The organism is Shewanella sp. TB7-MNA-CIBAN-0143, from assembly GCF_040310065.1.
Lineage (GTDB): Bacteria > Pseudomonadota > Gammaproteobacteria > Enterobacterales > Shewanellaceae > Shewanella.
Window position 1 is genome coordinate 64,126 of sequence record NZ_JBEOPL010000005.1, and the last position, 17,998, is coordinate 82,123.

Annotated in this window: 16 protein-coding genes; 11 read left to right on the forward strand and 5 right to left on the reverse strand. The window is 42.1% G+C overall.

Annotated features, from left to right (window positions below):
- Window positions 1-154 precede the first annotated feature (154 nt).
- Entirely contained in the window at window positions 155-1,246 is a 1,092-nt protein-coding gene (gene serC / locus AAEY97_RS05685; RefSeq protein ID WP_350997176.1) for a 3-phosphoserine/phosphohydroxythreonine transaminase, read from the forward strand.
- A gap of 160 nt (window positions 1,247-1,406) precedes the next feature.
- Here serC and AAEY97_RS05690 read toward each other — a convergent pair whose 3' ends face one another.
- From AAEY97_RS05690 to AAEY97_RS05700, 3 genes are all read right to left on the reverse strand, one after another.
- Window positions 1,407-2,486: a methyltransferase gene (locus tag AAEY97_RS05690; RefSeq protein ID WP_350997179.1), complete on the reverse strand. Its 1,080-nt coding sequence runs from the start codon at window positions 2,484-2,486 to the stop codon at window positions 1,407-1,409.
- A 212-nt stretch (window positions 2,487-2,698) separates the two neighbouring features.
- Window positions 2,699-4,060, reverse strand: a complete 1,362-nt coding sequence (locus AAEY97_RS05695) for an SLC5/6 family protein (RefSeq protein ID WP_350997182.1) — start codon at window positions 4,058-4,060, stop codon at window positions 2,699-2,701.
- Between the two features lie 506 nt (window positions 4,061-4,566).
- Complete coding sequence (locus tag AAEY97_RS05700; RefSeq protein ID WP_101087085.1) at window positions 4,567-5,757, reverse strand: amino acid aminotransferase; 1,191 nt, start codon at window positions 5,755-5,757, stop codon at window positions 4,567-4,569.
- A 489-nt stretch (window positions 5,758-6,246) separates the two neighbouring features.
- Between AAEY97_RS05700 and aroA the strand changes: the two genes are divergently transcribed.
- The 9 genes from aroA (at window position 6,247) to AAEY97_RS05745 (ending at window position 14,423) form a co-directional block, all read left to right on the forward strand.
- Entirely contained in the window at window positions 6,247-7,527 is a 1,281-nt protein-coding gene (gene aroA / locus AAEY97_RS05705; protein ID WP_350997185.1) for a 3-phosphoshikimate 1-carboxyvinyltransferase, read from the forward strand.
- Window positions 7,528-7,707: 180 nt separating this feature from the next.
- Window positions 7,708-8,397, forward strand: a complete 690-nt coding sequence (cmk, locus tag AAEY97_RS05710) for a (d)CMP kinase (protein ID WP_101087087.1) — start codon at window positions 7,708-7,710, stop codon at window positions 8,395-8,397.
- Between the two features lie 114 nt (window positions 8,398-8,511).
- Complete coding sequence (rpsA, locus tag AAEY97_RS05715; protein ID WP_059743635.1) at window positions 8,512-10,179, forward strand: 30S ribosomal protein S1; 1,668 nt, start codon at window positions 8,512-8,514, stop codon at window positions 10,177-10,179.
- Between the two features lie 77 nt (window positions 10,180-10,256).
- Window positions 10,257-10,544 (forward strand): integration host factor subunit beta, encoded by a 288-nt coding sequence (ihfB, locus tag AAEY97_RS05720; protein WP_011637578.1) that lies wholly within the window; start codon window positions 10,257-10,259, stop codon window positions 10,542-10,544.
- A 122-nt stretch (window positions 10,545-10,666) separates the two neighbouring features.
- Entirely contained in the window at window positions 10,667-10,963 is a 297-nt protein-coding gene (locus AAEY97_RS05725) for a LapA family protein (RefSeq protein WP_162023219.1), read from the forward strand.
- Window position 10,964: 1 nt separating this feature from the next.
- Complete coding sequence (gene lapB / locus AAEY97_RS05730; protein ID WP_101087089.1) at window positions 10,965-12,125, forward strand: lipopolysaccharide assembly protein LapB; 1,161 nt, start codon at window positions 10,965-10,967, stop codon at window positions 12,123-12,125.
- Between the two features lie 68 nt (window positions 12,126-12,193).
- A complete protein-coding gene (pyrF, locus tag AAEY97_RS05735; protein WP_335691994.1) occupies window positions 12,194-12,892 on the forward strand; it encodes an orotidine-5'-phosphate decarboxylase in 699 nt (232 codons plus the stop codon).
- Between the two features lie 109 nt (window positions 12,893-13,001).
- Window positions 13,002-13,844, forward strand: coding sequence for an SDR family oxidoreductase (locus AAEY97_RS05740; RefSeq protein ID WP_101087091.1), 843 nt, complete (start codon window positions 13,002-13,004; stop codon window positions 13,842-13,844).
- Between the two features lie 27 nt (window positions 13,845-13,871).
- Window positions 13,872-14,423 carry a DUF2058 domain-containing protein gene (locus AAEY97_RS05745; protein WP_101087092.1) on the forward strand — a complete coding sequence of 184 codons (552 nt, stop codon included), beginning with the start codon at window positions 13,872-13,874 and terminating at the stop codon, window positions 14,421-14,423.
- Window positions 14,424-14,502: 79 nt separating this feature from the next.
- On the opposite strand, the gene AAEY97_RS05750 is transcribed toward AAEY97_RS05745, so the two are convergent.
- A complete protein-coding gene (locus AAEY97_RS05750) occupies window positions 14,503-15,438 on the reverse strand; it encodes a hypothetical protein (protein WP_350997189.1) in 936 nt (311 codons plus the stop codon).
- A 384-nt stretch (window positions 15,439-15,822) separates the two neighbouring features.
- Between AAEY97_RS05750 and AAEY97_RS05755 the strand changes: the two genes are divergently transcribed.
- Entirely contained in the window at window positions 15,823-17,580 is a 1,758-nt protein-coding gene (locus AAEY97_RS05755) for an acyl-CoA dehydrogenase C-terminal domain-containing protein (RefSeq protein WP_162023215.1), read from the forward strand.
- A 199-nt stretch (window positions 17,581-17,779) separates the two neighbouring features.
- On the opposite strand, the gene AAEY97_RS05760 is transcribed toward AAEY97_RS05755, so the two are convergent.
- Complete coding sequence (locus tag AAEY97_RS05760; RefSeq protein ID WP_174839639.1) at window positions 17,780-17,944, reverse strand: hypothetical protein; 165 nt, start codon at window positions 17,942-17,944, stop codon at window positions 17,780-17,782.
- Window positions 17,945-17,998 lie beyond the last annotated feature (54 nt).

Consider the following 17,998-nt stretch of genomic DNA (forward strand, 5'->3'; position numbering starts at 1 on the left):
CCTCGAACGGGCGCCCTTATGGCGCTCGTTTTATTTTACGGAATAAATTTCATCAAAATAGGTAAATAAAGGCCTATTCATCAACCCGTAAAATACTTACTATTACGGTTAAATTGTTATTGTCTATATTGATTATTTGTCAAAGGAGTTGTCTGTGAGCGCGATTTATAATTTCTGTGCTGGACCTGCCATGTTACCTCAAGCTGTAATGCAAAAAGCACAACAGGAATTAATTGATTGGAATGGCCTAGGCGTCTCCGTGATGGAAATCAGTCATCGCAGTAAAGAGTTTATTGCGCTGACCGATCAAGCAGAGGTGACATTACGCAAGTTGATGAACATTCCTGCAAATTACCACGTGTTATTTATGCACGGTGGTGGCCGGGCTCAATTTTCTAACGTAGTGAATAACTTTCTTGGCGATAATGGTCAGGCACTGTATTTGGTCAGTGGTCAGTGGTCATCGGCAGCGGTAACTGAAGCGAAGAAATTGGTAAGCGAGCACAATATTGACAGTATCAATATTGTTGAGCAAATCAATGGGCTTCATCAGGTTAAACTGCCGGACTTAACGGCAATCGATAAAGATTATCGTTATGTGCACTATTGCTCAAATGAAACCGTAGATGGTATCGAGATTTTTGAAGAGTTAGACAGTCCATGGCCAATTGTTGCTGATTTATCATCGACCATCATGTCGCATGAAATTGATGTCAGTAAGTACGGTCTTATTTATGCCGGCGCGCAAAAGAACATTGGTCCATCAGGCTTGTCGATTGTCATTGTGCGTGACGATATGCTTAAACTGCCAAGTCTGCCGCAATCATCAGTAATGGATTATCGCGTTGCCGTTGAGTATGGTTCTATGTTTAATACGCCGCCAACGTTTGCTTGGTATTTAGCCTCGGAAGTGTTTGCGTGGTTAGCCGCAAATGGCAGCATAAGTGCGATGGCTGAAGTGAACCAACAAAAAGCTGCGTTATTGTATGCTTGTATCGACAGCAATCCGTTTTATAAAAACGGTGTAGCACCACAAAACCGCTCACGCATGAACGTCACCTTTCAACTAGTGAATGATGCCTTAGACAGTGAGTTTTTAGCCCAAGCGGAGCAGGTTGGGTTAGTGGCGTTAAAAGGTCATCGTATTGTCGGTGGTATGCGTGCCAGTATTTATAACGCTATGCCGCTAGCGGGTGTGCAAGCCTTAGTGGACTTTATGAATAACTTCGCCGTAAAGCACAGTTAATTCGAACCGCTTATTTATTTACCGTAAGATCGGCTTAGTAAAGTAAAAAAGCGAATGCCTAACAGCATTCGCTTTTTTTATGCCAGCAATAAATGTGTATGTTATCGCTATATTACTGTTCGAACTTCTTGCCACTGGTCTTTCTGGCCTGTGAGTTCTGTTAATTCATCGGCTTTAATTTACAGCGCAATAAAGTATGACCTAGGCCAATGTTGTCGATGTCTTCATCAACATACAAGCCAGCCTCATTGATCATTTTAAGCATATCTTTACTGTGATACATCCGGCTATTTCCATTGGCTATCGCGGTAAAATACAACGAGGTTGCGTTAACGCAATAGGCGCCCGCTTCGTGTGGCTGTCTGTCCCAATAGGTTTCTAAAATACACAGTTCACTGCCAGGTTTCATCGCAGCCACTGTGCGCCGAAGAATAGTGATGATTTGTTGTTTAGAAAAACAATCTAAAAATTGACTCATCCAATACAAATCACCTCCTTGGTAAAACGGTTTGTTGCTATCAAGCAAATCTGTTTCAAATGGATGAACGCGGTCGGCAACCAAACATGCTTGGGCATTTTTCATTGCCACAGCAAGTTGACCGGGTAAATCCATTATGGTGACGTTGACGTTTTTATTATAGCGGGTGCAGGCAAATGCCCATTTACCGGTATTACCGCCTACATCAATAATATGAGCCGGATCTGACTTGAAAATCAAAGGTAATAAGCTGTCAAAGGCATGATCTGAATAGTAATGATCAAATTCAAACCAGCTTTTTTTAGTTTGTTCAGGTAGCTGGCTTAACCCTGGGTAAATAGTATCCCAATCGCCAAAGTGTTTAAGTCCTATTGCTTTGCCTTGCTTAAGTGAATCATCAAGATCAAACAAGCCTTGATAGCAAACATCATGGACGAAGTTTAGGTTCTTGGCGGCCATATCATCATGAAGCAAAAAATAGCCCGTTTTATCGAGTCGATAACGATCATCCTTACACCAAAAAATGCCCATGCTTAATCCCATATCGAGCAATACATGAATGGCATACTCAGACAGTTCAAAATATTGAATCAGTTGAATTAAGCTAATACCTTCGTCTCCGGCGTCATCAATTTTTGCCAGTAAGCCAAATTGACTTAAGCAACGGGCGACTTGAAAGCTTACGGGTGCGAAGGCTATTTTTTGTGCTTCAAACTTAGCATCAAATGCAGACATTTTTTTGGGAGATTGGTAAAAAGACATTAACCGTATTAACTCAAAGGAAGGATGTGATATGGGTTTTATAGTAACAAGATAATGCTAGTAAGGTTTTGAGCTACTTCTAGTTTTTGTTTTTTGATAAATGTATAACAATAGAAGTTGAAGCATAACATGACATTTTACTGAATTTTTTATACATAACTCTGCCTCAATCAATAATTCGAGCGGGTGTGAGCCCGCCCAAATTATCTTATTTAACTCAGCAAGCCGAAAAGAATGGCAGTCATAGATAATAAACCGGTAATAACGACGAATATGTTGCTTACTCGACCGCGGTAGGCTTTCAGTGCCGGGACTTTGTATATCGCATACATTGGCATGAGATACAAAATAGCCGCAATCACCGGGCCACCAAGCGCTTCAATCATACCCAGAATACTTGGATTCATAATCGCCACGCCCCAGGTGGTGATAAACATAAACCCTAAAATAAATTTATCCAGTTTTTTGCTATTTTCTGGCTCGCTGCTATCCGGTAATTGCTTAACAATAATGCCTTTTAACCCTTCTGTGGCACCCATATAGTGACCGAAGAAAGATGAAATAATGGCGATGAAAGCAATGACAGGGGCAAAATAACTGATAAAGCCACTTTCATGCACGTTGGCAAGATAAGACAATATCGGCAAGTTATCGGCTTTAGCTTCTAATAACTGCGCCGGTGTTAACGACAGTACACAAGAGAACACAAACAACATCACAAATCCGACTAACATAATGGCTGTATTGCGGAGGATGACATCGGCTTTATGGGAGGCATTCGCGCCATGTTCTTTTTTGAGTGAAACCGAGAACTGTGAGATAGCGGGTGAATGATTAAAGGCAAATACCAACACTGGAATGGTTAACCAGACAGTACCAAGAAAATTAGTTGTCGAAGGCACAACCATTAATGCATCAAACTTCCAGTCTGGTATGAGGTACAAGGACATAAAAGCAAGGATTGCGACTAACGGATAGACTAATAATCGCGTCACGGAGAGCATAAATTTTTCACCCGCAACCATCACCGACATCATGCCCAAGATGAGCATTCCAGAAAGTAGCCAACGTGGAATACCACTGACTTTATCGATTATTTGCCCGCCAGCTTCCGTCAGTGCAGGCGTACCGTCGAGTAACATTCTTGGGACGTCGGTAAACATGCCTAATTGATTAATAATGAAACTGTCGACGGTATTAGTTATCCCAACGCCATAGATTAATACAATAGGATATATGGCGAGAAAATACAGCCAAGTAATCGCTTTACCTGCTCCAGTACCAAAATGTTCTTCAACGACCTGAGTGATGTCACTGCCAGGAATCGCTGATGAACATAGGAAACGAGATAATCCACGGTGAGCGAGATAGGTCATTGGGCCTATCATGAGTGCCATTAACACTAATGGCCAAAAACCTCCCATTCCCGCATTGATCGGTAAAAATAAAATTCCGGCGCCAACCGCGGTGCCAAACAAGCTCAACATCCAAGTGGTATCCTGGCGTGACCAGCCAGTGGCTGAAACAACGGAGGATACGGGGATCTCTTGTACACTTATGGTTTCATTTTGCATGGCTGACTCGCTTTGTTGATATATTAAATTCAGCGTCAGGCTATCTCTTTTTATGCAAATTTAAACAGCTACAGAGCCATTATGTTAATAATGTTCATGCTATGGGAGCTGTATCCCGATGAGCGTAAATTAAAAACTACAAGCGGCTTCAATTCGTATACAACCATCACCTATATATTTAACAGTGCGATTACTTTAATAGATACCCGGGAATTAACAGTATTATGCATTAGCCATATTGGCTCAATTCGATAAATTGCATCGCATAGATTTGGCTGCACTTAACGCTGTTATTTGCAAAGGCAGGTAAGTTAACCTAACTCGGATTGCGGTCTTGGGGAGTTATGATGGAATAACAAAATGGCTATATTTAATAGCCGTTTTGATATATTCAGCTGAGGTATATCAAAGCAGACAATTTGTAGACCTAACATAAACAAGGCCGCATTTAGCGACCTTGTTTATACAGTAATGTTACTTGCTAACCATTATCTAAATAGTATCGGTTATAACACTGCCGCGATTGATTTCGCTAAATAATCAACATTAGTTTCACTAATACCAGCAATACTGATGCGGCTTGAGCCGACCATGTATACACTGTATTGCTGTTTAAGGGTTGCCACTTGTTCTGGCTTAACACCTAAAAATGAGAACATCCCTTTTTGGCGGGCGATAAAACTAAAGTCACGGTCAACACCATTGGCCGTTAATTGATTGACCAACATTGCGCGGTTACCGTTAATACGGTCGCGCATGACTTTTAGCTCGTCTAACCATTGTTGCTTGAGGGCTGGGGTGCCTAAAATGGTTTCAACAATCGCAGCACCATGTGCTGGCGGCATAGAATAAATACAGCGCACTACGTATAACAATACCGATTGGGCAACATCTACAGTTGCACTATCTTTCGCCACAATTGAGCAAGCGCCAATACGTTCGCGGTATAAACCGAAGTTTTTCGAGCAAGAGCTGCATAAAATCATGCTTTCAACTGCTGCAGCCATTTGACGTACGCCATAAGCATCTTCATCTACGCCGTCACCAAAACCTTGATAAGCCATATCAATTAATGGCGTAAAGCCTTGCTTAACCGTAACCTTAACCACTTCATCCCATTGCTCAGTCGTTAAATCCATGCCACTTGGATTATGGCAACAAGCATGTAAAAGCACTACGTCATCTTTACCAATGGTATTTAAGGTTGCCAGCATTTGATCAAATTTAAGGGTTTTGCTGTCGTAGTCATAATACGGATAGGTTTTCACCGTAACACCAGCTGCTTCAAATAAACCCGTGTGGTTTGCCCAGGTTGGATCGCTAACCCATAACACTGCATTAGGATTACAACGCTTAATAAAGTCAGCCGCAACGCGCAGAGCACCGGTTCCGCCAGGGGTTGACACTGTTCGAACTCGGTTAGCCAGTAATGCACTGTGGCTAGCACCAAAAGCTAATTCACCCATAAGTTGGTTAAATGACGCAGAGCCAGTCGGGCCGATGTAGACTTTGGTTGTTTCGGTATCTAAACGAATTTTTTCGGCGGCTTTTACACAATCTAGAATAGGTGTATGACCAACAGGATCTTTATATACGCCCACACCTAAATCGACTTTATTTGGGTGGCTGTCTTCGCGGTATTGAGTCAATAGGCCTAAAATCGGATCGGCAGGCATCGCGGTTAATGAATTGAACATGAATTGACCTTCTTATTTAAAATTACAGGCATTAGGGCGAAATAAGCTAACAATATATGCATTATGGTCTTAAGCATAACGTGATTTACATCAATAAAGAACTGCTAAATCAGCTGTGATGGGATATTAGCAAGAGGGTTGTTACGATTTCTGGCAACTAAGCCTGACAGGTGAAATAGCCAATGTTGTGGTCCGATTTGCTAATAAAAAAAGCGATAAAGATAAAATAAATTCAACTTGAGTATAAAAGTCACCTAAAACACAAAATAACGGTTGAATCCTTGCTGACAATCAGTAACGTAGGGCTACGAAGAATTATTTAGTAAATTATTAGCAAACTGTACCGAAAAATTGCCAGTGACATGTATTTTAAGATGTGCACCGATCCGCATCACGTTAACAATGTCACACTTATTTCTCCAGCGAAGCCTTTTACTCATATCTCGGTCGATAGACGTTTAATGAGTGCAACACTAAAGAAGAGTATTAATGAAACAACTGCGTCTAGACCAAATTACTCGCATGAATGGCGAAATTAACATTCCAGGCTCTAAGAGCATTTCAAACCGTGCACTGTTACTAGCGACTTTAGCACAGGGTAAAACCACTCTGACTAACTTGCTCGACTCTGATGACATTCGCTATATGTTGGCATCATTAAAGCAGTTAGGTGTGCATTACCAGCTGTCTGACAATAATACTGTTTGTGAATTAACCGGTTTAGGTGGCGCTGTTTCATCTGTGGACGCACAGAGTTTATTTCTTGGTAATGCAGGCACTGCAATGCGACCATTATGCGCCGCACTCACATTAGGCCATGGCGAATTTACCTTAACCGGTGAGCCTCGCATGGAGGAGCGCCCAATTGGTGATTTGGTCGATGCGCTGCGTCAATTAGGTGCCGATATCACGTATCTTAAAAATGACGGTTTTCCACCATTAACCATTAAGGCAACCGGCTTAAATGGCGGTAATGTTGACATTGCCGGTGATTTATCAAGCCAGTTTTTAACCGCATTACTCATGGTCGCGCCACTGACCAAAGACAGCGTCAACATTAATATTAAAGGCGAGCTTGTCTCTAAGCCTTATATTGATATCACCATTGCGCTAATGAAGCAGTTTGGTGTTGAAGTGATCAATCATCAATATCAACGTTTCGAAATTAAGGCCGGTCAACAATATGTCTCACCCGGTAAAGTACTGGTAGAAGGCGACGCTTCATCGGCATCTTACTTCCTCGCTGCAGGCGCTATCCAAGGCGGTGAAGTTAAAGTCACTGGTGTTGGACGCTTAAGTATTCAAGGCGATGTTAAGTTTGCCGATGCGTTAGCCCAAATGGGGGCAGATATCGAGTGGGGCGATGATTTCATTATTGCCAGAAAATCGAGCCTTCGCGCGATAGAAATGGACATGAATCATATCCCTGATGCTGCAATGACCATTGCAACAGCGGCTTTATTTGCCAAGGGCACCACAAAACTGACCAATATATATAACTGGCGTATTAAAGAAACTGACCGCTTAGCGGCCATGGCCACTGAATTACGTAAGGTTGGCGCGACAGTTGAAGAAGGCCATGACTATATTACCATTACACCACCTGCAGAATTAAATACTGCAGCAATTGATACCTATAATGATCATCGTATGGCAATGTGTTTTTCAATGATGGCTTTTGCTGATTGTGGTATCACCATTAACGATCCAGACTGCACATCTAAGACATTTCCAGATTACTTTGCTCAATTTGTACAGCTAGCAAAATAATATTACAGCGCGGAATTAAAACGGACCCTATAGCGCATCAGGTATGTGCTAAAGGGCGATCTTGGTTTTAATAACCGAAAATTCATCAGTAATTAACATTTTTTTGTTATACAATGCGCGCGCTTATTTTGATGAACCCTTTATCTTTTCAAGGAAGATAGATTATTTTCGGAGGAAATTATGTCTGAACGATCTCCAGTGATCACAGTAGATGGCCCAAGCGGTGCAGGGAAAGGGACGATATGCCAATTGTTGGCACAACATTTAGGGTGGCATTTGTTAGACAGTGGTGCGATTTATCGTGTTTTAGCCTTAGCCGCTATTCATCATGATGTTGAGCTAGAAAACGAAGAAGCACTGACCTTATTGGCTGCACACCTTGATGTTCAATTTTTAACGGGCACCGAGGCAGATGCCATTAAAGTGATTCTCGAAGGTGAAGATGTTACCACCACCATTCGAACACAAGAATGCTCAAATGCTGCCTCAAAAGTGGCTGCATTACCACGCGTACGTGAGGCATTATTACGCCGTCAACGTGCATTTTGTGCCGCTCCAGGACTTGTTGCCGACGGACGCGACATGGGCACAGTGGTTTTTTCTAAAGCACCAGTAAAAATATTTTTAACTGCGTCTGCTGAAGAACGTGCGCAAAGACGCTATAATCAGTTGCAGGACAAGGGCTTCGATGTTAAAATCGATCGCCTTTTAGCTGAAATTATTGAACGAGACGACCGTGATATCAATCGCGCCGCTTCGCCTCTAGTCCCAGCTGATGATGCACTTGTTATTGATACAAGCGGCATAGGTATTGAAGATGTATTGAAGCAAGTACTTGAATACGTTGGACAAAAAATTACTGTTGCGTAATCGAATGGTCGATTATTGTGCAGTAGGTATTCGTGTTAAGGATGACACGAATAATATTACTAGACTCCACATCTAGGATGGATGGTGGTTTATTTAATGAAAGTAACCTAAAACATGACTGAATCTTTTGCTGATCTATTTGAACAATCCCTTCAAACCCTAGAGTTCCGTCCAGGTTCTATCGTCCGTGGTACAGTTGTTGCCATCGAAAACGGTATGGTACTTGTTGACGCTGGTCTTAAGTCTGAAAGCCCAATCAATGCTGACGAATTCAAAAACGCACAAGGCGTTTTAGAAATCCAAGTAGGTGATGAAGTTGACGTAGCCCTTGACTCTGTTGAAGATGGTTTCGGTGAGACTCAATTGTCTCGCGAAAAAGCTAAGCGTCATGAAGCTTGGATCGTTCTAGAAAAAGCGTACGAAGATGCTGAAACTGTAATCGGTATCATCAATGGTAAAGTTAAAGGTGGTTTCACTGTTGAATTAAACGGTATCCGTGCCTTCTTACCAGGTTCTCTAGTTGACGTGCGCCCAGTTCGCGACACCGCTCACTTAGAGTACAAAGAATTAGAATTCAAAGTTATCAAGCTTGACCAGAAGCGCAACAACGTTGTTGTTTCTCGTCGTGCAGTTATCGAATCTGAAAGCAGTGCTGAACGTGATACTCTTCTTGAGAATCTACAAGAAGGTCAAGCTGTTAAAGGTATCGTTAAAAACCTTACTGACTACGGTGCATTCGTAGACTTAGGTGGTGTTGACGGTCTTTTACATATCACTGATATGGCTTGGAAACGTGTTAAGCACCCATCTGAAATCGTTAATGTTGGTGACGAAATCAACGTTAAAGTTCTTAAGTATGACCGTGAACGTACTCGCGTATCACTAGGTCTTAAGCAACTTGGCGAAGATCCATGGTTAGAAATCAGCAAGCGCTACCCAGAAAGCACACGTCTTACTGGTCGCGTAACTAACCTAACTGACTACGGTTGTTTCGTTGAAATCGAAGAAGGTGTTGAAGGTTTAGTACACGTTTCTGAAATGGATTGGACTAACAAGAACATTCACCCATCTAAAGTTGTTAACTTAGGTGATGAAGTTGAAGTGTTAGTACTAGACATCGATGAAGAGCGTCGTCGTATTTCTCTAGGCCTTAAACAGTGTAAAGTTAACCCATGGGATGACTTCGCAACTCGTTACAACAAAGGCGACAAAGTATCTGGTAAGATCAAGTCAATCACTGACTTCGGTATCTTTATCGGTCTTGACGGTGGAATCGATGGTCTTGTTCACTTATCTGACATTTCTTGGAACGGTACTGGCGAAGACGCAGTTTCTGAATACAAGAAAGGCGATGAGATCCACGCTGTAGTTCTTTCAGTAGACCCAGAGCGTGAGCGCATCAGCCTAGGTGTTAAGCAAACTGAAGATGATCCATTCAACGCATACTTAGCTGACAAGAAGAAAGGCACCGTAGTTCACGGTACTGTTTCTGCTGTTGACGCAAAAGGTGTTACAGTTGAATTAGCAGAAACAGTTGAAGGTTACATTCGTGTAGCTGACATCTCTGCAGATCGCATCGAAGACGCATCTACTGTATACTCAGTTGGTGATGCAATCGAAGCTAAGTTCATGGGTGTAGATCGTAAGAACCGTTCTATCAGCTTATCTATCAAAGCGAAAGATGAAGCTGAACAGAAAGAAGCGATCGCTACTTTGAACAAGCAAGACGATGTTGTAATGAGCAGCGCAATGGCTGAAGCCTTCAAAGCAGCTCGTAAGTAATCGAAAATCGTCTGTTGTATGGGGACCTTGTCCCCATTAGGCGACTGTGTTTGGCTTGATAATATGGGATAGCTAAGATGACAAAATCTGAACTTATCGAAAAACTCGCCACTAGGCAGTCGCAACTGTCGGCGAAAGAAGTGGAAAGTGCAATCAAAGAAATGTTGGAGCAAATGGCGACAACATTAGAAACCGGTGATCGTATAGAAATCCGTGGATTTGGTAGTTTTTCACTTCACTATCGTGCGCCTCGTACGGGTCGTAATCCAAAAACAGGAACCTCTGTTGACTTGGAAGGCAAGTATGTACCGCACTTTAAGCCGGGAAAAGAGCTGCGCGAACGTGTCGATGCTGTTAATCCTTGATTAACGCTTGAATAAAAAGCCTCCTATTGGAGGCTTTTTTGTATCTAATGGCAGTCAATGCTGGTCAGCCCAGTAAATTTCTTGGATAATCATTATATTGATGCACCTTCATGGAGAATAGCGTGAGATCATTTATTGTCGTTGTACTGGTTGGATTGATGTTTGTTCTAGCATTATTATTTGGCGCTAAAAATGAACAAGTCGTAACCTTAAGTTACTTTATTGCTGAAGGGCAGTATCGATTGCCTATGGTGCTTGCGGTGGTATTTTTCAGCGGGTTTATTATCAGCTGGATATTTGCAAGTTATCACATCGTAAAGTTAAAACTCGCATTGCGTAAAAGTAACAAAGCGCTTAAAAAGCTCACCGCTGCGGATGCAACCAGTGTAGTTGTAACGCCTAAGGATCAAGCCGCCTAGTATGCTAGAAATCTTGTTCTTGTTATTGCCTATCGCTGCCGGTTATGGATGGTACATGGGACGACGCAGTATTCGTCATAGCGATAGCCAGCAGACTAAAAAATTAAGCCGAGATTATTTTACTGGGCTTAACTTTTTACTGTCGAACGAGTCTGACAAAGCGGTTGATTTATTCATCAGCATGCTCGATGTTGACGATGAAACTATCGACACCCATTTATCGTTAGGTTCGTTATTTCGTAAACGTGGTGAAGTGGATCGTTCCATTCGCATCCATCAAAACTTGATTGCTAGGCCCAGCTTAACCAATGAGCAGCGTGACATTGCGATGATGGAGTTAGGTAAAGATTATATGGCTGCAGGTTTTTATGACCGTGCTGAAGAAATCTTTATTAACTTAGTCAGCCAAGATGACCACAGTGAAGAAGCTGAAACACAATTGCTGTTAATCTACCAAGTGACTAAAGAATGGCAAGACGCCATCAATATCACTAAGCGCCTACCTCGTAAACGTCAGCAAGTGCTTAAATGCACCACGGCCCATTTTTATTGTCAGCTAGCTGATGAAGCCAATAATGATGCTGATAAAATCAAAAAACTACAACAAGCCATTAAACAAGACGCCCAATGCGGCCGTGCTTGGTTAACCTTAGCTAAAATGTATCTTGATGCAGGCCAATTTGAGCTATGTAAGCAGGCGCTACAAGAGTTAAAAGTGGCCGATATTAATTTATTTGCCGATGGTGTTTCAATTGCAAAGCAAGTGTATCGAGATACCCAAGATCCAAATGGTTTTCATGAGCTGCTCGCCAAAGCGATTGCTGATGGCGCGGGAGCCAGTGTAGTAGTTGCACTCGCCGAACATAAAATTAGCCTCGGCCAGCATCAAAGTGCTGAAACCATGATGCTCGATAATTTATATCGTCATCCGACCATGAAAGGCTTTCAGCATTTAATGAAATTACACATTAAACAAGCTGAAGATGGTCAAGCCAAACAAAGTCTGTCCATGCTTGAACAACTTGTTGAACAACAAATTAAATTCCGCCCTAGTTATCGCTGTACTGCCTGTGGTTTCCCTTCTCACGGTTTGTATTGGCATTGTCCATCGTGTAAACAGTGGGGCAGTATCAAGCGAATAAAAGGCCTCGATGGCGAATAACGTCGCCATCACAAGATAGAATCCCTATAATAAATGCATTAACACAAGCTATTGCCGCTGGAGTCCTAATGACTGATAAATCCATTGTAGTCGCCCTCGACTATGACAATAAAAATGACGCATTAACCTTTATTGATAAACTTGACCCAGATATGTGTCGTTTAAAAATCGGCAAAGAGATGTTTACGTTATTCGGACCCGATCTGGTTAAAGACATCCACAGTCGTAATTTTGATTTATTTCTTGATTTAAAATTTCATGATATTCCCAATACGGTTGCAAAAGCCGTTGCCGCCGCCGCTGATTTAGGCGTGTGGATGACCAATGTGCATGCAAGTGGCGGCTTAGCCATGATGCAGGCAGCCAAAAAAGCATTGATACCATTTGGCGAAGATGCACCAATATTGATAGCCGTTACCGTATTAACATCGATGTCAGATGAAGATTTAGTATTACTTGGTATTAATGTCCCTGCATTTGAACATGTACTACGTTTAGCCAAATTGACTCATCAAGCAGAGTTAGACGGGGTTGTGTGTTCCGCTCAAGAAGCTAAATTACTTAAATCATCATTTGGACAAGATTTTACCTTAGTCACGCCGGGGATTAGACCCGCAGGCAGTGATGCTGGTGATCAACATCGCGTCATGACACCACCCCAGGCCATTGCGGCAGGGTCAGATTATTTGGTGATTGGTCGACCTATCACTCAAGCAGCCGATCCATTAGCAGCACTTAAAGCTATTTATCAATCACTGCATGTTTGATTTGTTATCGCGCTAACGGCTAAATTGACTGAGTCATGGACTTGGTCAATCTAGTGGGTAAAGGAAACTTATCTACATTAACCAAATCACACAGAAATAAGGGATGACTATGTTTGATGACAAAGGGTTTGATAGAACAGGGTTTGATTACACAGGCAAAAATGTTGTTGTGGTTGGCGGTACATCTGGCATTAACCTTCAAGTTGCGATTCAATTTGCTACTGCTGGCGCCAATGTTGCGGTCGCAAGTCGCAGTATTGATAAGGTTAATGCTGCGGTAGAATTACTGAGCCAAGCTAACCCGAACGCCAAACATTTAGGTGTCAGTTTCGATGTACGTGACAACGATGCATTAACGGTTGGTTTTGCAAAAATTGCTGACCTTTACGGTCATATTGATGTGTTAGTGAGTGGCGCAGCGGGTAACTTTCCGGCCAGTGCCGCAAAGCTGTCGAACAATGGCTTTAAATCGGTTATAGATATTGATTTAATTGGCAGTTTTCAAGTATTGAAACAAGCTTATCCATTGTTATCTCGCCCGAATGGCAGCATTATTCAAATTTCCGCACCACAAGCGTATATCGCGATGCCGTTACAAGTGCATGTTTGCGCCGCTAAAGCCGGAGTCGATATGTTGACTCGTACATTAGCGTTAGAGTGGGGTGTTGAAGGGATACGAATTAACTCTATCGTACCTGGTCCAATAGAAGATACCGAAGGCTTTAATCGCTTAGCACCCAGTGAGGAACTGCAACAACGAGTGGCTAATAGTGTGCCGCTAAAACGCAATGGTAAAGGCCAAGATATTGCTAATGCAGCTTTGTTCCTTGCATCAGACATGGCGTCATACATTACCGGTGTTGTTTTGCCTGTTGATGGTGGTTGGTCATTGGGTGGAGCCAGTATTGCAATGACAGAATTAGGCGACATAGCCGCCAAGCACGGTTTATAAAAATCGATAAATTTAAAGGTAAATAACATGGCAAATGCATTACAAGATCAACTGCTTAAAGCAGGTCTTGCCAGTAAACAAAAAGTACGCGATGCAAAAACACAAAAGCGTCGTGACAAAAAAGCCAAAGTTGATGACGGCAGTTCAGAGCTCAAGCAACAAATTGCTGAGCAAAAGTTGCAACAAGCGAAAAAAGATAAAGCATTGAATGAAAAGCGCTTTGCTGAAGCATCTGAAAAAGGTCAAGTACGTGGTTTAATCAGCGAGTTTTCTAAGTTTGCTATTACCGTAGCCCGTGATGCTGAGCTTAAGTTTAACTTCACCTTAGAAAACAAAATTTATTCGGTTTATATTACCGATAAAATCCAAGCTGATTTACTCAATGGCAGTTTAGGCATAGTCCGTTATGAAGATAAAACCTACATCGTGCCGCATAAGCTCGCAGAACGAGTGAAGTTACTTGTTCCACAATGGTGTGGTTACTTATGGGATAAAGCCGCTAAAGATTCTGTTGAGCAGGTGAGTGGAGCCGATGACCCATATGCAGATTATGCAATTCCAGATGATTTAATGTGGTAAGTGGTTACCATTAACAATTAATCATTAACAACAAAACGCCTCTAAATAGAGGCGTTTTTGTTTGGTGTTAACCAATACTTTACGAGTCTGCATTTGCCTGTTTTGCCGTTAACGCGATAACTTGCTGACAATAAGCAAGGTGATGGCGGATAGTATCTAAGTATTGTGATGCTTGATTATCGATAAGGTACCAATAACTGGCTGTTTGTGGATACTGATTATAAAACAAAGACTCTGCCATGATGAGATCGCTTTGGTTAGCATAGGTTAACCATTGCACGCTCGGTAAGTTACTCAAGGCGGCTAACAACGCATATTGCACATCAAGATTGTCAGGTTGTTCAGTCGTCACTTGCAAGGCTAAGCGCTGGGCGGTTTTAAATTGCGGATCAGCGTTATCTGGGGTCAACACTTCATTTTGGCGTCGACGAACCGCATCACTCAATAGAACCTCAAACGGATTAATATCAACGGGTTCAGCTTCGTGAAGCAATAGGATAGAGGCATCATCTACAAACAATTCGGGCCACTGAATATTATTACTGGTGAGTTGCAAACCTAATGCAATACGACGCTCACCTAACCAATTATGCACCATGCAAGGCAAATGCTCTGAAGCAGGCATGTCATTGGGTCTCGCTAAAGACGGTAATAAAGACATACGTTGTACATTGACCTGTTTTGCCATCAACGACATCAATAAAATGGTCACCAATCCCGAAGATGGCCAGCAGTTAAGTTGTCCTTCGAGTTTCTCACCCACTTCGGTTAGCAATGAAACTAACTGATTGTCATCTAAACTATTACTGACAACGAAGGCCTGATGCGAACCAGCATAAGGACCATTACAAATGTTAATAACGTTATCGGCATCATGTTCAGTCCCATTGAAAATAAAAGTATGTCCAATGTCGGCAGGTTGCCAATCGCCATGTGCATTACCAATGACGGTGATCTGTTGATAGTGCTCAGATAGGGAAGATGATGGGGGGATCTCGTCAGTACGTGTATGCATAAAAGTGCTGTTCGCTATGGTTTATTACTAGAGTTTAATATTCGTGTTTAATTCTGTGGTTTAATACTCGGGTTTAATACTCGGGTTTAATACTCGGGTTTAATACTCGGGCTTAATACTTGGGTTTGGACCTATTGGGTCATCAAATAAAGTTCAAAATGGCCTTAGATCTCAATCAAATAAGCTGCTAACTCAAGGATCGTACGGCTAATTGTAACTCATTGGAACCCTATTGGGCTGAGAAACGTAAACTATCGAGATAAAGGCTCGCTCTAGCCGACATTCGTCAAATTATGGTTAGATAATTGCTAAAAAGCTTTTCTTTTTGTAGCGCTTTAGTATAAATTAAAACAACTGTTTTAATTATTTGTTTAAGAGACTCTTATGAACCCATACCAAGCCCCGTTAAAGGACATGCAATTCTTGTTAGAACAGGTATTTGATGCCCAAGCTACATGGGAACAACTTCCAGCTATGGCAGATGTTGTCGACATGGATACTGCATTAGCCATTCTAGATGAAGCGAATAAGATCAGCCGTGATCTGCTTCACCCTTTAAATCGCAGTGGTGATGAGCAAGGTGTGGTTCATAAAGGTAATGACATTATTACTCCTGATGGCTTTAAAGAAGTGTATCAGCAGTTTTCAGAAGGCGGCTGGGTAGGGCTTTGTGGTGAGTCAGATTTTGGTGGCATGGGCATGCCAAAAATGCTTGGCGTGTTAGTGGATGAAATGAATTACAGCTCGTGTAATTCGTTTACGTTATATAACTCACTGACCGCTGGTGCAGCGTTATGTATTAATGCACATGCCAATGAAGAATTAAAACAAACTTATTTACCTAATTTATATTCTGGCCAATGGGCTGGTGCAATGGACATGACTGAGCCACATGCTGGTTCTGATTTAAAAGGTATTCGTACCAAAGCAGAACCGCTAGATGATGGCAGTTATTCTATTACCGGTAACAAGATTTTTATTACCGGCGGCGATCATGATTTAACTGAAAACGTCATTCATTTAGTACTCGCAAAACTTTCAGGCTCGAATGGCATATCATTGTTTGTCGTGCCTAAAATCAGCGTTAATGCCGATGGTAGCTTAGGCGAAGCCAATGGTGTTACGGTGGGTTCTATTGAACACAAAATGGGTCTTAAAGCGTCAGCTACCTGTGTGATGAACTATGATAACGCCAAAGGCTTCTTAGTTGGCGAGCCCGACCGCGGTTTAGTGTGTATGTTCACTATGATGAACTACGAGCGTTTAGCCATTGGTTTACAAGGTCTAGGTAACGCACAAGCGGCTTATCAAATGGCCACCGACTATGCTAAAGATCGCCTACAGGGTGTTGCTGCTGCAGGTTCAGCGACTGGCGCAACGTCCGATCCTATTATTGTGCATGGCGATGTACGCCGCATGTTACTCACTATCCGTGCGATGACGGAAGCGGGCCGAGCATTATCGGTTTATACCGGTAAGCAGTTGGATTTAGCAAAGTATGCCAGTGGCGATGTGCAAGCTAAAGCGGCTAGGTACGTTGGTTTGCTTACACCTGTTTCAAAAGCATTTCTAACCGACCGCGGTTTAGATGCCACGGTTATGGGTCAGCAAGTGTTTGGCGGTCATGGTTATATTCGTGAAACCGGTATCGAGCAATTTGTTCGTGATACCCGTATTGCACAAATATACGAAGGCACTAACGGTATTCAAGCTATCGACTTTTTAGGCCGTAAAATTACTTACGATAATGTCGCCACTTTGACTGAATTTGTTGCTGAAGTGAATGCAAGTATTGCGCAATTAACTCAGGCTAATACTGAGCATAAAGCGATGGTAAGCCAAGTGTTTGCGGAGTTACTCACAACAGCTAACTACGTCAATGACAACAAGAAAACTCAACCAGCATTAGTTAACGCTTGTGCTGTCGACTTCTTAGATGCCTTTGGTTATGCCTTATACGGTTACTTCTGGCTATTGATGGCTGACAAGGCATCAAGTCATGAAGATGCTAGCTTTGCTGCCCAAAAGCAGTTTGTGGCTGACTTCTATATGGATAAGCTATTATCAAAATCTCAGTATCATTTATCACAAGTTAATCAGGGTGATAAATCGATAATGGCAATGCCTGCAGAAATGTTCTAAGTCTACATTTGCAATGCAACAAGATAATAAGCCTTCCGATGGAAGGCTTATTTGTTTGGCAGCCTTTATATCATCAAGGTTTTAAGCAGCGTTTCAAGCGTTGTGCTAACCAAGGTAAATAACCAACGTTTAATCGCGTTGATCTAGCAAACTATTTTAGCTTTAGCATCGCAGAACGTGTTGACTACAGGTTGGGCAATTACTTACTGCGCTTCCAATAGATAAACGCTACAACTGCCACAAGAGCAATGGCGGGTGTTAATTGAATTAAATGATGAAACAGTCCAACACCACCATGTCCCTCATGCGCCATAGCAATAGATGGAATAGTGGCAAGGATAAAGGCAATTGATAAATATTTCATGGTGTTGTCCTTGTATTTGTAAGGTTACTCTGGTTATTAGGTTAGGGTATTTTA

Bases quoted from the DNA above. Each gene is read 5' to 3' on its own strand.
- AAEY97_RS05690 (WP_350997179.1), bottom strand. From the start codon at position 2,486: ATGTCTTTTTACCAATCTCCCAAAAAAATGTCTGCATTTGATGCTAAG.
- AAEY97_RS05695 (WP_350997182.1), bottom strand. From the start codon at position 4,060: ATGCAAAATGAAACCATAAGTGTACAAGAGATCCCCGTATCCTCCGTT.
- AAEY97_RS05700 (WP_101087085.1), bottom strand. From the start codon at position 5,757: ATGTTCAATTCATTAACCGCGATGCCTGCCGATCCGATTTTAGGCCTA.
- aroA (WP_350997185.1), top strand. From the start codon at position 6,247: ATGAAACAACTGCGTCTAGACCAAATTACTCGCATGAATGGCGAAATT.
- cmk (WP_101087087.1), top strand. From the start codon at position 7,708: ATGTCTGAACGATCTCCAGTGATCACAGTAGATGGCCCAAGCGGTGCA.
- rpsA (WP_059743635.1), top strand. From the start codon at position 8,512: ATGACTGAATCTTTTGCTGATCTATTTGAACAATCCCTTCAAACCCTA.
- ihfB (WP_011637578.1), top strand. From the start codon at position 10,257: ATGACAAAATCTGAACTTATCGAAAAACTCGCCACTAGGCAGTCGCAA.
- lapB (WP_101087089.1), top strand. From the start codon at position 10,965: ATGCTAGAAATCTTGTTCTTGTTATTGCCTATCGCTGCCGGTTATGGA.
- pyrF (WP_335691994.1), top strand. From the start codon at position 12,194: ATGACTGATAAATCCATTGTAGTCGCCCTCGACTATGACAATAAAAAT.
- AAEY97_RS05740 (WP_101087091.1), top strand. From the start codon at position 13,002: ATGTTTGATGACAAAGGGTTTGATAGAACAGGGTTTGATTACACAGGC.
- AAEY97_RS05745 (WP_101087092.1), top strand. From the start codon at position 13,872: ATGGCAAATGCATTACAAGATCAACTGCTTAAAGCAGGTCTTGCCAGT.
- AAEY97_RS05750 (WP_350997189.1), bottom strand. From the start codon at position 15,438: ATGCATACACGTACTGACGAGATCCCCCCATCATCTTCCCTATCTGAG.
- AAEY97_RS05755 (WP_162023215.1), top strand. From the start codon at position 15,823: ATGAACCCATACCAAGCCCCGTTAAAGGACATGCAATTCTTGTTAGAA.
- AAEY97_RS05760 (WP_174839639.1), bottom strand. From the start codon at position 17,944: ATGAAATATTTATCAATTGCCTTTATCCTTGCCACTATTCCATCTATT.